This is a genomic window from Pantoea sp. RSPAM1 (assembly GCF_038816185.1).
Classification (GTDB): Bacteria; Pseudomonadota; Gammaproteobacteria; order Enterobacterales; family Enterobacteriaceae; genus Pantoea; species Pantoea ananatis.
In genome coordinates this window covers 70,851-88,248 of sequence record NZ_CP046137.1, presented here as the reverse complement: position 1 = coordinate 88,248, position 17,398 = coordinate 70,851, and the positions used below count along the sequence as shown (strand labels likewise).

Here is a 17,398-nt window from a genome sequence, read left to right as displayed (position 1 = left end):
ACCGACTGGGCGGTCCATTGGGGCAGAATCAGGGCAACTTTTTGACCTGTTTAACGTCCAGCTCGATGCTGTTGAAATCTTTATCCAGTTCCCCGGTCAGTTCAACACGGTCTTTGGGTGAGACAGTCAGCCCATTCCAGCGCTTATGATCGATTTCGACTTTCATCGTGCCGGTCTGATCGCGGAACACGTAGTCTTCATCACCAATCTGCTTTTCAAGCTGGCCACGAACGGTAATCCAGCTGTCATCTTTCATCTCTTCAGCCTGTTTCACCGTTACAACACTGCTTTGATCGGCTTTAAAACCGCCCTGCTGCTGATGTGCGGCCGGCGCTGGCGCATTGGGATCAACAAATCCGCCTTGTTGTGCAGCAAAGACCGGCGCGGAAGCCAGCATGGTTACGGCTAATAGTGCAGCATACTTTTTCATTTTGTCACCTCTTGTCCATGAAGCAGTTAGGGTAGTAACTGCAGTAAAACATAGAGTTCTTAACAGGATCTTAAGGCAAAAATAAACGCAGTTTTTAGCCAAACTCACTGTACAACCCCCATTTGCCTTCGTATAAATCGCTTACTAAAAGGGAGAAGCGATGCGAATTTTACTGATTGAGGACGACCGCCTGATTGGAGACGGCATTAAAGCGGGACTCAGTAAGCTGGGATTCAGCGTTGACTGGTTTGTCTCTGGCGAGGCCGGTTTTCAGGCATTAACGGCGGCGCCGTGGGATGCGGTCGTACTCGATTTATCACTACCTGAGCGTGACGGGCTGGACATACTGCGTCATTGGCGTCAGCAGGGGCACGACGTCCCGGTCCTTATCCTTACCGCCCGCGATGCGCTTGATCAACGCGTTGAAGGATTACAGATGGGGGCTGACGATTACCTGTGCAAACCCTTTGCCCTTACAGAAGTTGCCGCTCGCTTACAGGCACTGATTCGCCGCCGCCACGGGCAACTCCAGCCCGAACTGCGTCATGGCGATGTCGTGTTGATTCCCGGTAATCTCAGCGTGGAAAGAAACGGCGAAACTGTCGCGTTAAAAAGCCGTGAGCTGGCCCTGCTTGAGCTGTTTATGCGAAATCCGGATCGGGTACTGACGCGAAGCCAGCTCGAAGAAAAACTCTATACCTGGGATACCGAAGTGTCGAGCAATGCGGTAGAAGTGCATATCCATCATCTGCGTAAAAAACTCGGTAACCGCTTTATCCGCACCATCCACGGCGTGGGCTATACGCTGGGGGAAAGCGAATGCGATCGATGAGTTTGTTTTTACGCCTTGGCATTGGCCTGGTGCTGATACTGGGCATTTGTTGGGGAACGGCCACGCTCAGCGCCTGGTATAAAACACGTGACACCGTTAACGAGCTGTTTGATACGCAACAGATGCTGCTCGCTAAGCGCCTGCTGACCCTGGACTTTACGACGCTGAACGGCACGTCGCTGCCAAAAACGAAAAAGTTGCTGGATCACAATCGTGGCGAACAGGACGATGACGCGCTGGCTTTCGCGGTATTTGACCAGGAGGGAAAACAGGTCCTCAACGATGGCGATAATGGCAAAGATCTGCCCTTTAATGCGGATCATCAAGGTTTCCAAGATGGACAGCTTAACGGGGATGACGATCTCTGGCGCTTTGTCTGGCTGACTACGCCCGATCAACGTTACCGCGTCGTGGTGGGTCAGGAGTGGGAATACCGTGACGATATGGCAAAAGATCTGGTCGATGCCAGCATGTTGCCCTGGCTGATCTCATTACCTTTTATGCTGCTGATGTTAACGGGCCTGGTGTGGTATGAACTTCGTCCGCTGAAGAAACTCAGCCACCAGCTTGCCGGGCGGGCACCTGACGATGATGCGCCCTTGCAGGCCGATCGCGTTCCTAAAGAGGTACGACCGTTAATTGACGCCCTGAACGGTCTGTTTCGCCGCATTCATTCCATGATGCAGCGGGAACGCCGTTTTACGTCGGATGCCGCACACGAATTACGTAGCCCGCTGGCCGCACTGCGGGTGCAAAGCGAGGTCATTCAACTGGCCGCCGATGACGAGGCGATGCGCACTCACGCGCTGCAACAGCTGGATGCGGGTATTACCCGCGCCACTCGTCTGGTTGATCAGTTGCTTACCCTTTCCCGCATTGAAGCCGAGGATGTTCGCAATACGTTCCAGCCCGTCATGTTAAAAAAGGTGGCACAGGAAACGCTGGCTTCACAGCTGCCACTGGCAGATAAGGCTGACATTACATTGCGCCTTAACGCTGAAGCCGACCCGGTTATTTCGGGACACGCGTTGCTGCTGTCACTGCTGATCAGAAACCTGTTGGATAACGCTATCCACTATACACCGCCGGGCAGCCGCGTTGACATCGTGCTCAGCCCGAATACGTTGCGGGTGGAGGATAACGGGAACAGTTTATCGGCAGCGGAGTTGCAGCGTTTAGGCGAACGTTTCTGGCGTCCGCCCGGGCAGGAGAAAAGCGGCAGTGGGCTGGGTTTATCGATCGTACGCAATATTGCCCAGTTGCACGGTATGTCGCTGCACTTCAGTCAATATCCCGGCGGCGGATTGTGCGTCACGCTGCACTGGTGAAACGCAGTGCCTGACAGGCAGGCACAGCCGTTTAAATCTCGACCTGCGTTCCCAACTCAATAACCCGATTTGGCGGGATTTCAAACTGATCGGGCGCACGCAGCGCATTGCGTTGTAACGTCATAAACAGCTTGCCGCGCAGACGCAAATACCAGGGGCGTTTTCCAATGATCAGCGACTCATGGGACATAAAGAAAGAGGTCTCCATCATGCGGCAGTTAAGTCCTTCCAGGCCACAGCGGTGGAAAATCTCTTCAACGTTCGGCGTTTCACGCCAGCCGTAACTGGCTACCACGCGCCAGAAGGTGGGCGACAACTGCTCAATAGTGACGCGCCTGACGTTGTGCACGTATGGCGCATCTTCGGTACGCAGCGTTAACAGCACGACGCGCTCATGCAGCACCTTGTTGTGCTTAAGATTATGCAGCATGGCAAAAGGAATCACGTTCAGCGCGCGAGACATGTAAACCGCAGTGCCGGGTACGCGAACAGGCGGTGACTTTTCCAGTGAAGCAATCATTGCTTCCAGGGAATTGCCGTGCTCATGCATGCGGCGCAGCAACCGAAAGCGTTCACTCTTCCAGGTTGTCATCACAATGAACATCATCAGCGCCAGCGTCAGAGGCAGCCAGCCGCCGGAGAAAATTTTAATCAGGTTGGCCGAGAACAGCGACACATCAATGCACAGCATCGCCACTAAAATCAGCCCCACCAGATAACGATTCCAGTGCCAGTTCTGAATCGCCACGGTCGCGCACAGAATGGATGTCAGCACCATAGTGCCCGTGACCGCAATCCCGTAAGCCGCGGCCAGGTTACTCGAATGCTCAAAGCCGATGATGACAATCACGACAGAGAAAAAAAGCAGCCAGTTAATCACGGGGATGTAGATTTGTCCCGACTCTTTTTCCGACGTATGGACGATGCGCATTGGCGGCAAATAACCCAGACGTACCGCCTGTCGGGTTAATGAGAAGACCCCAGAAATCACCGCCTGTGAAGCAATAACGGTGGCTAAGGTCGCCAGAATCAACATGGGGATCAGCGCCCAGTCGGGGGCCAACAGGAAGAACGGGTTTTTAATCGCTTCCGGCTGCTTCAGTAACAGCGCGCCCTGACCAAAGTAGTTGAGCACCAGGGAAGGCAATACCACCACAAACCATGCCAGCCGGATAGGGAATTTACCAAAGTGCCCCATGTCCGCATACAAGGCTTCGACGCCTGTAATGGCGAGCACCACCGCGCCGAGCGCAAAGAAAGAGACAGACTTGTATTCGACAAAAAAGTGCAGCGCCCAGTAAGGATTGAGCGCCTGCAATACTTCAGGATTATTGAGAATGCTGCGCGCACCCAACACGGCCAGGACAATAAACCACAACAGCATGACGGGCGCGAAGAGTTTACCGACAATGCCGGTTCCGTGTTTTTGAATGACGAACAGCAGGGTCAGGACGGCGATGGCCATGGGCACGATGTAGCTATCGAGACTTGGCGCCGCAATTTCCAGACCTTCAATCGCCGACAGGACAGAAACCGCCGGGGTGATCACCACCTCGCCGTAAAAAAAACTGCCGCCAATCAGCCCCATAATCACCAGAATTGCGGTGGCCCGCCCGCCCGTATGTCGCCCAGCCAGTGACATCAGCGTCAAGATGCCGCCTTCTCCGGCATTGTCTGCGCGCATGACGTAGCTGATATATTTCAGCGATACCACTAGCACCAGCAGCCAGAAAATCAGCGAAAGAAAGCCAAAGACCGCATCCCGCTCCACGCCAAAGCCAAACTGCCCCGAAAGACATTCGCGTAAGGTATAAAGCGGGCTGGTGCCGATATCCCCGTAGACGACACCAATGGCAGCCAGCGTTAATCCGCCTAATGAGTGCTTATTATCCGAGCTCATAAAATTATCTTTTGTTGGAGTCTGAGAGGCGCACAAGCCATCAAAAAGCGCACAGTATGCACGTATTCACAAAAATTCCTACACCGCCGTCCGGGTAACCGATGGTCATTCACTGTTTTTTGGTGCTGCATTAACATTTAAAGTCGCGCTGTCGAACCTTCTGAAACAAAAAAGCTGACATCGATTAACGCTTTCGCGCATCATACCCTATAGAGTATTGCGTTCGCTAAAACGCGGCGGCTCGACGATCGTAAGGACATTGATGTGATTATGGCTCAACCCCATCTTTTGGCAGAAAGAATTTCTCGTCTCAGCAATGCGTTAGAAAAAGGTTTGTATGAGCGACATCATGCCATTCGCCTTTGCCTGCTCGCCGCACTCAGCGGCGAAAGCGTATTTTTGCTGGGTCCGCCAGGCATAGCAAAAAGCCTGATTGCCCGTCGCCTGAAATGCGCCTTCCAGCATGCCCGCGCTTTCGAATATCTGATGACCCGTTTTTCTACCCCGGAAGAAGTCTTTGGTCCGCTGTCTATTCAGGCTTTAAAAGATGAAGGACGCTATCAGCGGCTGACCAAAGGCTATCTTCCCGATGCCGAAATCGTTTTTCTGGATGAGATCTGGAAAGCTGGCCCGGCAATCCTTAACACGCTGCTTACCGCCATCAACGAACGCCGTTTCCGTAATGGCGATAGCGAAGAAAAAATTCCGATGCGCCTGCTGGTCACGGCCTCCAATGAGTTGCCGGAAGCCGATAGCGGGCTCGAAGCCCTGTATGACCGCATGCTAATTCGCCTGTGGCTGGATAACGTGCATGAAAAGCAGAACTTCCGCAGCATGCTGACCCATCATCAGGATGAAAATGACAACCCGGTTGCCGAGTCGCTGCGCATCAGCGACGAAGAGTATGTGCAATGGCAGCAAGGCATCAGCCAGGTCACCCTGCCCGATAACGTGTTTGAACTGATCTATCAGTTACGCCAGCAGCTGGAAAAGTTACCCGAGGCGCCTTACATCTCCGATCGCCGCTGGAAAAAGGCCATACATCTGTTACAGGCCAGCGCCTTTTACAGTGGGCGAAACACCATTGCGCCACTGGATCTGATCTTATTAAAAGACTGCTTGTGGCATGACGTTGCATCCATGCAGCTTCTGGATCGTGAGATCGATCAGCTCATGACTCAACATGCCTGGCAACAGCAGGCGATGTTGCTCAGGTTGCAGCAACTGAAAGCCCGACGTCTGGCCCTGCAACAGCAGCAAAGCGTGGCTGCCGCCATTACGCTTGAGAAGCACAGCGGCATGTTCAGCCGTAAACCGCATTACGACATGCCCGAAAGCTTTACCGACGCCCAGTTAACGCTGATGCTGCAAAAGCCGCTCACGCTGCATGATATGCAGGTCACGCATCTGGTTATTGAGCGTGAAGCACTGAACCACTGGTTACAGAAAGGCGGCGATATTCGCGGCAAATTAAACGGCATTGGATTTGCTCAAACGGTGGATATGCTGGTGGATGCGCAGCATTGCCTGGCGGTTCGCGATGTCAGCTTACAAACGGCAAGACTGACACTGCCCGGCAGCAGCAGCAGTGAGGCGTTGCCGGAAGAAATCAGTGAAGCGCTGGATGAACTCGACAACCAGCTGCGTCAACAACGCCACCTGTTCAGTCAGCAACAGCGTTGCCTGTTTATCAGTGATGACTGGCTGGCTCGCGTCGAAACCAGCCTGCAGGACGTTGCGGAACAACTAAAACAGGCGCGTAAATGATCTCACTGGAGACGCTGAGCACCCTGCTGTCAATCGGCGAGACCGAGCTGATTGAAGAGTTAATTCTGGCACTCCTCGCGTCTCCACAGCTGGCCCTGTTCTTTGAAAAATTTCCCGGCATGAAAAAAGCGCTGTTACGGGATGTTCCTCGCTGGAAGGCAGAAATTGATGCCGAACTCAAAGCCACGCCGGTACCGGAAGCACTGGCGGAAGAGTTTCAGTTATTCCAGCGAATTCAGTTACTCAGCGATCGTGAATTCAGCCAGCAGCTTGATGAAACCCTTTCTCACCTTGAACGCCTGACATCTCCTTTCCAGGAAGAAGCAAAACGACTGCTTCTTCATAACGATCCCGGCCATCTCAGTACTGCCCAGCATACGCTGTTCCTGCAACGCTGGCGGCTCAGCCTTACGCTGCAAACGTTAACGCTTAATGAACAACTTCTTGAGCAGCAGCGCGAACGTCTGATGGCAGAGTTACAGCAACGTATGGCCCTGAGCGGGCAACTGGCGCCTGTGCTGGCAGACGATGACGAAGCGGCAGCCGGACGGTTATGGGATATGGGCAAGGCGCCGCTTCAGCATGGCGATTACCAGTTGATGCTGCAATACGGCGAGTTCCTTGCACAGCAGCCCGAATTAATGAAGCTGGCCCAGCAACTGGGGCGGAGTCGGGAGGCAAAATCGGTTCCCTCCCAGGATGCGCCGATGCAAGCCTTTCATCATCTGGTGCGCGAACCGGATGCCGTACCGGAAGAAGTCAGCGGCATTCATCAAAGTGATGACGTATTACGCTTGCTGCCGCCCGAACTGGCAGCATTGAGCGTCAGCGAGCTTGAACTTGAGTTTTACCGCAGGCTGGTAGAGAAGCGACTGCTTACTTACAAACTTCAGGGCGATGCCTGGCATGAAAAAATCACGCAACGTCCCGTCAGCCACCAGCAGCATGAAGAACAGCCTCGCGGCCCGTTTATCGTTTGTGTCGATACCTCAGGGTCAATGGGAGGGTTCAATGAACGCTGTGCAAAAGCCTTTTGTCTGGCCCTTCTCAAAGTAGCACTGGCCGATCGCCGTCGCTGTTACATCATGTTATTCGCTCATGACGTAATTGGTTACGAATTAACGGGCGATGACGGGCTGGAGCAGGCCATCCGTTTTCTCAGCCAACGTTTTCGTGGCGGGACCGACCTCGCAGCCTGTCTTTCCGCGGTGGTCAAACGGATGGAAGGCCCGTTGTGGCAGGATGCCGATGCCGTCATCGTGTCAGACTTTATTGCGCAGCGCCTGCCGGAAGAGGTGGTACGCAGCGTTAAACATCGCCAGCAGCAACAGCAGCAGCGCTTCCACGCCGTCGCCATGTCCACGCACGGTAAACCCGGCATAATGCGTATCTTCGATCATATCTGGCGTTTTGATACCGGCTTGAAAAGCCGCATATTACGTCACTGGCGGCGCTAAGCGAGACAGCAGAAATTCCATTTTGCTTTATAGTAAATATCTGCAATTACTTATTCAGCAATCAGGAGTGTCCTGTGAACACCGTTCAACCCCATCGCGATTTACCTGCGCCAACCCGGACGCTGATGCTCTCTGGCCAAAATGTCGAACAAAAACGTGCCGAGCTGCTGACTTACTTTAGTCAGACATGGGCGCTGTACGAAGATCTCTTTACCTGCCTCAACGATCAGCGCGCATGGTTTACCAAAGCAATTCCCCTACGCCATCCGCTGATCTTTTACTTTGGCCACACCGCCACGTTCTACATTAACAAGTTAATGGCTGGACGTTACATCGATGAACGCATTGACGATCGCATCGAAGCCATGCTGGCTATTGGTGTGGACGAAATGAGCTGGGATGATCTCAACGACAACCACTACGACTGGCCTTCTGTAGAAGCCGTCCGCGACTATCGCGGTAGCGTAAAAGCCGTAGTGACACAATTTATTCAGGAGATGCCGCTTGAACTGCCCATCACATGGGACAGCCCGGCCTGGGTGATCCTGATGGGGATTGAGCATGAGCGAATTCACCTGGAAACCTCCAGCGTGCTGATCCGTCAACTGCCTGTCGAATGGGTGAAACCTCAACCGCAGTGGCCTGTCTGCGGGGAAGCGCGCCGCGATCGTCAGTTGGTGCCCACCAACGCACTGGTCTCGCTGCCCGGTGGCCACATCACGCTTGGTAAAACCGATGATACCTATGGCTGGGACAACGAGTACGGTACTCAGCAGGTCGAGCTAAAGCCTTTCAAGGCCAGCAAAATGCTGGTCAGTAACGCAGAGTTTTACGAATTTGTGCAGGCTGGTGGCTATCAGGAATCCCGCTGGTGGGATGAAGAAGGCCTGGGCTGGCGCCAGTTTGCACAGGCAGAAATGCCCACCTTCTGGGTGGGTAACGCTTCGATGCCCGATCAGCTGAAACTCCGACTGATGTGCGAAGAGGTACCCATGCCGTGGGACTGGCCTGCTGAGGTCAATCAGTTGGAGGCCGCGGCCTTCTGTCGCTGGAAAGCGGAAGAAACCGGTAAGTCGGTCCAGCTACCCTGTGAGGCAGAATGGTATCAACTGCGCGAACAGGTCGAAGGCGATCAGCCAGACTGGCAGCAGGCGCCAGGCAATATTAATCTGGCTTACTGGGCCTCTTCCTGCCCGGTCGATCGGTTCCCGCAGGGCGAGTTCTACGATATCGTGGGCAACGTCTGGCAATGGACAACCACCCCAACCAATGGCTTTGAAGGCTTTAAAGTCCATCCGCTTTATGACGATTTCTCAACGCCCACCTTTGATGGTAAGCACTCACTTATAAAAGGTGGAAGCTGGATTTCCACCGGCAATGAGGCGATTAAATCCTCGCGTTATGCCTTCCGCCGTCACTTTTTCCAGCATGCGGGTTTTCGCTATGTGATTTCTTCCCACCAGGAAACTATGGCCTTAAACCCCTATGAAACCGACAGCATGGTTTCTCAGTATCTCGATTTCCAGTATGGCCCTCGTTATTTCGGCGTCGATAACTATGCAGAAGCTCTGGTTAAACTGGCGCTGTCGTACAGCCAGAATCGGGGAGAGGCGCTGGATATTGGCTGCGCCACGGGTCGGGCAAGCTTCGAACTGGCCCGCCACTTTGCGCATGTCACCGGCATGGATTATTCGGCCCGCTTTATTGATGTGGCGCTGCAGCTCACCACCGGCGAAGATTTCCGCTACGTGGTGCCTGAAGAAGGCGATCTGGTGGAATACCGTCAGGTACGACTTAAGGACTTTGCTATCACCAGCGAGCAGGCGAAGCGCATTCAGTTTGTTCAGGGCGATGCCTGTAACATGAAACCTCAGCCAGCACGTTACGATCTGGTCCTGGCCTCGAACCTAATCGATCGCCTGCGTCAGCCGGCACGTTTTCTTCAGGACGTCACGCCCATGTTGCGTTCTGGTGGGATCTTAGTGCTGTCGTCACCATACACGTGGCTTGAAGCCTTTACTCCGAAGGAAAACTGGCTTGGCGGCGTGCGTGAAAACGGAGAAGCCCTGACCACCCTGCAGGCACTGCAACGGTTGCTGGCCGCCGACTTTGAGCAGATAGGTTCACCCCAGGATATGCCCTTCGTTATCCGTGAAACGGCGCGTAAATTCCAGCATACGCTCGCGCAGGTCACGTTGTGGCGTAAACGTTAAGGCAACCGGCAGCGGCTTATGCCGCTGCCGGTGTGTTGCCAGTTACGTTATTTTGCTGCACATTCTCCTCAGTTCATTGAAGAAAAACGATAACGAGGACGACCATGCCCGAACATCTGCAACTGGATAACCTTGACCGGGGGATCCTGAATGCACTACTGGAAAATGCACGCACCGCCTATGCCGAACTGGCAAAACAGTTCAACGTCAGCCCGGGAACCATTCATGTCCGTGTCGAAAAAATGAAGCAGGCAGGCATTATTTTGGGAACGCGGGTTGAGATCGATCCCCGTCAGCTGGGCTTTGATGTCTGTTGTTTTATCGGCATTATTCTCAAAAGCGCCCGTGATTACCCGGCGGCGCTGAGTAAGCTGGACGCGCTGGATGAAGTCGTTGAAGCCTGGTATACCACCGGGCATTACAGTATTTTTATTAAAGTCATGTGTCGATCTATCGATGCTCTCCAACAGGTTTTAATTAACAAGATCCAGACGATTGACGAAATCCAGTCAACAGAAACCCTGATCTCTCTGCAGAACCCCATCATGCGAACCATCAAGCCCTGATCTTTCCACCCGTTTGTGCACAATCTTATCCTTTAACGATCGGCCGCCTGACAACGGCTGTATCGCCTTTGTCAAAACTAATAACCTTGTTTTCCACAGGTGGATCACCGCTTGATCACAGCGTACAATGTTCATCTTGATCTCAGGAGAGCACGATGGCCGACATTACGTTAATCAGTGGCAGCACCTTAGGCAGCGCCGAATATGTTGCTGAACATCTCGAAGAAAAACTGCAGAAAGCGGGCTTCTCAACGCAGATGCTACATGGTCCTGAGCTTCATGATGTGCCCCTGCAGGGGATCTGGCTGGTCGTGAGTTCTACCCACGGAGCCGGAGAGTTGCCTGATAATCTGCAACCTTTCTATGACGCCATTGATGAAAGCCGTCCCGATCTGTCAGCCGTGCGTTTTGGCGCAGTCGGTATCGGCAACCATGAATATGATCTGTTTTGTGGTGCGATACGCAATCTTGACGCTCTGTTAATTGCCTGTGGCGCGCAGCGCATCGGCGAAAGACTGGAAATTGATATTCTGCAACATGAGATCCCCGAAGATCCGGCTGAAGAGTGGGTGATGACCTGGAAAGACGCGATCTGAGCCGGTCAGGGATCGGGAAATCACGACGATCCCCAGCAGATGATACTGTTTTTATCCGGATCCGGTCTTTTATTCTGTGGGTAACTACCCTGTTTAGTTGCGTATAACCGGTAGTTATCCAAAGAACAACTGGTGTTTACATTGTGAGCTGTGGATAAACCCCTCTTTTGATCCCAGCTTATACGGATCAGGATCACCGATCATTAACAGGTAACGATCCTCGCTACACACTTGTTTATCCTGTGCTTTTAGCAGATATCCACAAGAGGTGGCGATCCTAATAAGAGATCTAACAGAAAGATCATACAAAGAATTAAGATCTTTTCTTTTAATACCTGTCGATCCCGCTGCTTTCACCTCAGCCATAATTTCAGTAGAATCCACGGCCCAGAGAGAACGATCTCTGACTATTCATCAACGAGGTACCACTTCATGTTTTATCAAGATCCTTTTGACGTCATCGTTATTGGTGGTGGTCATGCGGGCACGGAAGCTGCCATGGCAGCAGCCCGAATGGGTCAGCAAACCCTGTTACTGACCCATAACATCGATACGCTGGGACAAATGTCCTGCAACCCGGCCATCGGTGGTATCGGTAAGGGACATTTGGTAAAGGAAGTGGATGCCTTGGGCGGTTTGATGGCCGGTGCGATCGATCGGGCGGGTATTCAGTTTAGGATACTAAACGCGAGTAAAGGTCCTGCCGTGAGAGCAACCCGTGCTCAGGCAGACCGCGTACTCTATCGTCAGGCGGTACGTACTGCGCTGGAGAACCAGCCAAACCTGATGATCTTCCAGCAGGCCGTTGACGATCTTATCGTCGAGAACGATCGCGTTGTCGGTGCGGTAACCCAAATGGGCCTGAAATTCCGTGCCAAAACGGTCGTGCTGACCGTGGGTACCTTCCTCGACGGAAAAATTCATATCGGGCTGGATAACTACAGCGGAGGTCGTGCAGGCGATCCGCCGTCGATCCCTCTGGCAAAACGCCTGCGTGCTTTGCCACTGCGCGTTGACCGCCTGAAAACCGGTACACCGCCACGCATTGATGCACGCAGCATCGATTTTAGCGTACTCACCCCGCAGCATGGCGATAACCCGATGCCGGTGTTTTCTTTCATGGGCAATGCCGGACAGCACCCACAGCAGGTGCCGTGCTGGATGACCTATACCAATGAAAAAACACATGATGTGATTCGTAATAACCTCGATCGTAGCCCCATGTATGCCGGGATCATCGAAGGGATCGGGCCACGTTATTGTCCGTCCATCGAAGACAAAGTGATGCGCTTCGCCGATCGCAACTCGCATCAGATCTTCCTTGAGCCTGAAGGACTGACCAGCAATGAGATCTACCCCAACGGTATCTCAACCAGCCTGCCATTCGACGTACAGATGCAGATCGTTCGTTCAATGCAGGGCATGGAAAATGCGAAGATCGTGCGCCCGGGTTATGCCATTGAGTATGACTTCTTTGATCCACGCGATTTAAAACTCACGCTGGAAAGCAAATTTATCGACGGCCTGTTTTTTGCCGGTCAGATCAACGGCACCACAGGCTATGAAGAAGCGGCAGCACAGGGATTGCTGGCGGGGCTTAACGCCGCGCGTCAGTCTGCGGACAAAGAGGGCTGGGCACCGCGTCGCGATCAGGCTTACCTCGGGGTACTGGTCGACGATCTTTGCACTCTCGGCACCAAAGAGCCTTACCGCATGTTTACCTCACGTGCCGAATATCGCCTGATGCTGCGTGAAGACAATGCTGATTTACGTTTAACGGAAACCGGGCGTGAACTCGGCCTGGTGGATGATGCGCGCTGGGCTCGCTTCAATCAGAAGCTTGAAGCGATCGAGCAGGAACGCCAGCGACTGCGCGATATCTGGGTGCACCCTAAGTCCGAACATGTTGAGGCGGTGAATACCATCACCAGCTCGCCATTGACGAAGGAAGCCAGTGCTGAAGATCTGTTACGCCGCCCCGAAATGACCTATCTGAAGCTGATGGCACTTGATGCTTTTGGCCCGGCTTTGGCAGATGAACAGGCTGCTGAACAGGTTGAGATCCAGGTAAAATACGAAGGCTATATAGCGCGTCAGCAGGAAGAGATCGATCGCCAGTTGCGTAATGAGAATACGCTGCTGCCAGCCACGCTTGATTATCGTCAGGTCAGTGGCCTTTCTAATGAAGTTATCGCCAAGCTTAACGATCATAAACCGGTTTCAATCGGCCAGGCATCACGCATCTCAGGCGTCACGCCTGCGGCCATCTCAATTTTACTGATTTACCTGAAAAAACAAGGTCTGCTGCGCAAAAGCGCCTGATCTGAACCGGGGCGGGATTTTCCGCCCCCGCTGACTGGACTGATGCTGTGATCAACAAACTCACTTCGCTGCTGCAAGCGGCCAAAATTTCCCTTTCCGATCAACAAAAACAGCAACTGGTGGCCTATGTAGGGCTACTGGATAAATGGAATAAAGCTTATAACCTGACTTCGGTCCGCGATCCTCAGCAGATGCTGGTTCGCCATATCCTCGACAGCATCGTGGTGGCGCCACATCTTCAGGGTTCACGTTTTATTGATGTCGGCACTGGTCCCGGTTTACCTGGCATTCCGCTGGCCATTGTGATGCCGGAGGCACATTTCACTTTGCTGGACAGCCTGGGTAAACGCGTACGTTTTTTACGGCAGGTGCAGCATGAACTGGGACTCACAAATATCGAGCCGGTCCAGAGCCGGGTCGAAGCCTTTCCTTCCGAACCGCCATTTGACGGGGTGATCAGCCGCGCCTTTGCGTCACTGGAGGATATGGTGAGCTGGTGTCGTCACTTACCCGCGGAAAATGGCCGTTTTTATGCGCTTAAAGGCGTGCGGCCGGATGAGGAAATCGCCAGCCTGCCTGCGGGCTATGCGCTGGACAAGGTGATTTCACTTCAGGTTCCCCAACTGGAGGGCGAACGTCATCTGGTTATCGTTGCCAGGAACAGTACGCCATAGCGCATTCAGGCACCGTAAAGCGTATCAACGCGCGGTGCCATGTAACCAAAGATGCGATGGTCTTTGGGTCATCTACTCTGCTTTTCCGGCGCACGTTGTTAAATCCTGACGCGGAAATTATCTGAAAAACTTTTTCACATTTAACCTTTGCTTCACAAAGTTTTATCAGAATAATCACGAATTTTTGGCGTTTTACCGGTGCGCACCGCGATTAATCATATTTAAGGCCACCCGCCTTTCAGCAAGAGTAATTGGCTTTTTACGATTCTGAAGGAGACTTCGATGTCAATAGACCATTTTCATCGGGAACAAAAAAATGTTGCGGCGCTTTTCTTTATAAATTATTGATAATAAAGTTTTTTACCCCTTATTTTGCGTTAGGATAATTGGGTCTTAATAAAACATAACGCGGTGCGAATGCTTATTATGTGATCTAAAGCACGCTTTAAAACTGAGTTGCTGCGGAAGTATTTACGGCTTTATCCGAAACGGGCTGCTCAGTATCTTTTGAAAAATAGTCATTCGGAAAGAAATTTAGATAATTGTTCACCTTTTCGTTACTTAACGATTGAAATCACAGGTACGGCCCGTATAATTTGCACGGCTTTTGCTACTTGACTCAAATGCACAAAGGCAGTCTTATACGACACGCGACATACCCCTAAAGGGGCAGGAGAGTATCAGCGTCATGTCAGTGTCTCTTTACAGTGTGAAATACGCCCGAACGGTGCTGGTGATTCAGCTAGTGGCCATCGTCATCGTCGGTGCACTCTTTGCCCTGAAAGATGTCACCTGGGGCGGCTCTGCTCTTGCTGGCGGAATGGCAGCCTGGCTGCCAAACGTGTTGTTCTTGTTTATAGCCTGGCGCCTGCAAGGGCAAACTCCGGCTTCGGGGCGCGTCGCGTGGAGCTTCGCTTTGGGGGAAATAGCCAAAGTGTTCGCGACCATTATTTTGCTCATTGTGGCGTTGGGTGTATTCGATGCGGTCTTCTGGCCGGTCGGGATCACCTGGTTATCGGTGCTGGTCGTTCAGATGTTGGCACCGGCGGTAATTAACAACAAAGGGTAAGAGGCATCATGGCTGCAGGAGAAATCTCTACTCCGCAAGAGTACATTGGTCACCACCTGACTCATCTTCAGTTGGACCTGCGTACCTTCGAGTTAGTGAATGCTCACGACGCTCCCGCGACGTTCTGGGTATTAAATATCGATTCCATGTTTTTCTCTCTGGTGCTGGGAGTTATCTTCCTGGTGTTGTTCCGTAGCGTGGCGAAAAGCGTCACCAGCGGTGTGCCAGGGAAAATGCAGGCGGCTATCGAGCTGGTTGTCGGTTTCGTTGATAGCAACGTGCGCGACATGTATCACGGTAAAAGTAAACTTATCGCCCCGCTGGCTCTGACAATTTTTGTCTGGGTCTTCCTGATGAACTTCATGGATCTGCTGCCAATCGATCTGCTGCCGTATATCGGTGAGCATTGGTTAGGCCTGCCAGCGCTTCGCGTTGTGCCGTCCGCAGACGTGAACATCACGTTATCTATGGCGTTGGGCGTCTTTATTTTGATTCTGTTCTACAGCATCAAAATGAAAGGCATTGGCGGCTTCACGAAAGAGCTGACGCTGCAGCCTTTTAATCACCCGATCTTTATCCCCATCAACCTGATTCTGGAAGGTGTTAGCCTGCTGTCCAAACCGGTTTCTCTCGGTCTGCGACTGTTCGGTAACATGTATGCGGGTGAACTGATCTTTATCCTTATTGCCGGTCTGTTGCCGTGGTGGTCACAGTGGGTTCTGAATGTGCCATGGGCCATTTTCCACATCCTGATCATTTCGCTACAGGCTTTCATCTTCATGGTCCTCACGATTGTCTATCTGTCGATGGCATCTGAAGAACATTGATTTTTTTCTCAACAATACGCGTTTAACTGAAACAAACTGGAGACTGTCATGGAAAACCTGAATATGGATCTGCTGTACATGGCTGCCGCTGTGATGATGGGCCTGGCGGCAATCGGTGCTGCGATCGGTATCGGCATCCTCGGAGGAAAATTCCTGGAAGGCGCTGCTCGTCAGCCTGACCTGATTCCTCTGCTGCGTACGCAGTTCTTTGTTGTAATGGGTCTGGTGGATGCAATCCCAATGATCGCTGTTGGTCTGGGCCTCTACGTGATGTTCGCTGTCGCCTAAAGCCCCTGTGTTCACTCCGCACCTGGTGCGAGAGTGAACGGATTCTGCCGTTTATCGTTGATAGCGGCAGAAAAGTTAAATACTTAATTAGAGGCATTGTGCTGTGAACATTAATGCAACAATCCTCGGCCAGGCCATCGCGTTCATCCTGTTTGTCGCGTTCTGCATGAAGTACGTATGGCCACCGATTATGGCTGCCATCGAAAAGCGCCAGAAAGAAATTGCTGAAGGCCTTGCTTCTGCTGAACGCGCGAAGAAAGATTTGGATCTCGCGCAGGCTAATGCGACCGACCAGCTGAAAAAAGCGAAAGAGGAAGCTCAGGTCATTATCGAGCAGGCGAACAAGCGTCGCACGCAGATTCTGGACGAAGCTAAAACTGAAGCTGATAACGAACGTACTCGCATTGTTGCACAAGCGCAGGCTGAAATTGACGCCGAACGCAAGCGTGCACGTGAAGAACTGCGTAAGCAAGTCGCGTTGCTGGCAATGGCTGGCGCCGAGAAGATCATCGAACGTTCCGTGGATGAAGCTGCTAACAGCGACATCGTTGATAAACTGGTCGCTGAACTGTAAGGAGGGAGGGGCTGATGTCTGATCTGATTACTGTAGCTCGCCCCTACGCCAAAGCAGCTTTTGACTTTGCTGTTGAGCATCAAAGTATTGAACGCTGGCAAAAGATGCTGGCGTTTGCCGCAGAAGTGGCTGCCAATGAACAGATGGCCGACCTGCTTTCCGGTGCATTAGCACCTGAAGCGCTGGCTGCCTCGTTTAATGCAGTCTGTGGTGATCAACTGGATGAACCCGCACAGAACCTGATTAAGGTGATGGCGGAAAACGGACGTTTGACAGCGCTTCCGGCTGTACTGGCGCAATTCATTCAACTGCGAGACGCTTATGAAGCGACTGCCGAAGTGGATGTTATTTCTGCCAGCACGCTGAGTGACGACCAGCTGACTAAAATCAGCGCCGCGATGGAAAAACGTCTGTCACGCAAAGTTAAGCTGAATTGCAAAATTGATAAGTCTGTGATGGCAGGCGTGATCATCCGTTCGGGTGATCTGGTGATTGATGGCAGCGTACGCGGCCGTCTTGACCGTCTGGCTGACGTCTTGCAGTCTTAAGGGGACT

Annotated in this window: 16 protein-coding genes; 14 read left to right on the top strand and 2 right to left on the bottom strand. The window is 52.5% G+C overall.

The genetic code is table 11. The features are described 5' to 3' along the window. Positions 1–28 precede the first annotated feature (28 nt). Positions 29–430, bottom strand: coding sequence for a YgiW/YdeI family stress tolerance OB fold protein (locus tag GKC68_RS00915; RefSeq protein ID WP_014332977.1), 402 nt, complete (start codon positions 428–430; stop codon positions 29–31). A 160-nt stretch (positions 431–590) separates the two neighbouring features. Between GKC68_RS00915 and qseB the strand changes: the two genes are divergently transcribed. After that, the gene (gene qseB, locus GKC68_RS00910) at positions 591–1,262 is read left to right on the top strand and encodes a quorum sensing response regulator transcription factor QseB (RefSeq protein WP_028725321.1); all 672 of its coding nucleotides are present in this window, start codon (positions 591–593) and stop codon (positions 1,260–1,262) included. Beyond that, positions 1,250–2,590, top strand: a complete 1,341-nt coding sequence (qseC, locus tag GKC68_RS00905; RefSeq protein WP_206116013.1) for a quorum sensing histidine kinase QseC — start codon at positions 1,250–1,252, stop codon at positions 2,588–2,590. The genes qseB and qseC overlap by 13 nt, the downstream gene beginning before the upstream one ends. Before the next feature lie 31 nt (positions 2,591–2,621). Here the strand turns inward: qseC and kup are convergent, their stop codons facing one another. Further along, positions 2,622–4,490, bottom strand: coding sequence for a low affinity potassium transporter Kup (kup, locus tag GKC68_RS00900; protein ID WP_028725323.1), 1,869 nt, complete (start codon positions 4,488–4,490; stop codon positions 2,622–2,624). A 270-nt stretch (positions 4,491–4,760) separates the two neighbouring features. On the opposite strand from kup, the gene ravA reads away from it, so the two are divergent. The 12 genes from ravA to atpH all read left to right on the top strand — a co-directional run bounded on the left by ravA (position 4,761) and on the right by atpH (position 17,391). Further along, positions 4,761–6,257, top strand: a complete 1,497-nt coding sequence (ravA, locus tag GKC68_RS00895; RefSeq protein ID WP_028725324.1) for an ATPase RavA — start codon at positions 4,761–4,763, stop codon at positions 6,255–6,257. Next, entirely contained in the window at positions 6,254–7,714 is a 1,461-nt protein-coding gene (gene viaA / locus GKC68_RS00890) for an ATPase RavA stimulator ViaA (protein WP_058705869.1), read from the top strand. Before ravA ends, viaA begins: the two co-directional genes overlap by 4 nt. A 74-nt stretch (positions 7,715–7,788) precedes the next feature. Further along, positions 7,789–9,927 carry a 5-histidylcysteine sulfoxide synthase gene (gene ovoA / locus GKC68_RS00885; RefSeq protein ID WP_028725326.1) on the top strand — a complete coding sequence of 713 codons (2,139 nt, stop codon included), beginning with the start codon at positions 7,789–7,791 and terminating at the stop codon, positions 9,925–9,927. Between the two features lie 104 nt (positions 9,928–10,031). Beyond that, positions 10,032–10,493 (top strand): transcriptional regulator AsnC, encoded by a 462-nt coding sequence (gene asnC, locus GKC68_RS00880; RefSeq protein WP_013023927.1) that lies wholly within the window; start codon positions 10,032–10,034, stop codon positions 10,491–10,493. A 155-nt stretch (positions 10,494–10,648) separates the two neighbouring features. Next, a complete protein-coding gene (gene mioC, locus GKC68_RS00875) occupies positions 10,649–11,089 on the top strand; it encodes an FMN-binding protein MioC (RefSeq protein ID WP_206116017.1) in 441 nt (146 codons plus the stop codon). 432 nt (positions 11,090–11,521) lie between these two features. Further along, entirely contained in the window at positions 11,522–13,411 is a 1,890-nt protein-coding gene (mnmG, locus tag GKC68_RS00870) for a tRNA uridine-5-carboxymethylaminomethyl(34) synthesis enzyme MnmG (RefSeq protein WP_028725329.1), read from the top strand. Positions 13,412–13,458: 47 nt separating this feature from the next. Further along, a complete protein-coding gene (gene rsmG / locus GKC68_RS00865; RefSeq protein ID WP_206116019.1) occupies positions 13,459–14,085 on the top strand; it encodes a 16S rRNA (guanine(527)-N(7))-methyltransferase RsmG in 627 nt (208 codons plus the stop codon). A gap of 688 nt (positions 14,086–14,773) precedes the next feature. Beyond that, on the top strand, positions 14,774–15,154 hold the full coding sequence (gene atpI, locus GKC68_RS00860) for a F0F1 ATP synthase subunit I (protein ID WP_110146211.1): 381 nt from the start codon (positions 14,774–14,776) through the stop codon (positions 15,152–15,154). 8 nt (positions 15,155–15,162) lie between these two features. After that, the gene (gene atpB, locus GKC68_RS00855) at positions 15,163–15,981 is read left to right on the top strand and encodes a F0F1 ATP synthase subunit A (RefSeq protein ID WP_033737226.1); all 819 of its coding nucleotides are present in this window, start codon (positions 15,163–15,165) and stop codon (positions 15,979–15,981) included. 48 nt (positions 15,982–16,029) lie between these two features. After that, positions 16,030–16,269 (top strand): F0F1 ATP synthase subunit C, encoded by a 240-nt coding sequence (atpE, locus tag GKC68_RS00850; protein ID WP_003849523.1) that lies wholly within the window; start codon positions 16,030–16,032, stop codon positions 16,267–16,269. Positions 16,270–16,372: 103 nt separating this feature from the next. Continuing rightward, a complete protein-coding gene (gene atpF / locus GKC68_RS00845; protein ID WP_013023933.1) occupies positions 16,373–16,843 on the top strand; it encodes a F0F1 ATP synthase subunit B in 471 nt (156 codons plus the stop codon). A 14-nt stretch (positions 16,844–16,857) separates the two neighbouring features. Continuing rightward, positions 16,858–17,391 (top strand): F0F1 ATP synthase subunit delta, encoded by a 534-nt coding sequence (gene atpH, locus GKC68_RS00840; protein ID WP_006121199.1) that lies wholly within the window; start codon positions 16,858–16,860, stop codon positions 17,389–17,391. Positions 17,392–17,398 lie beyond the last annotated feature (7 nt).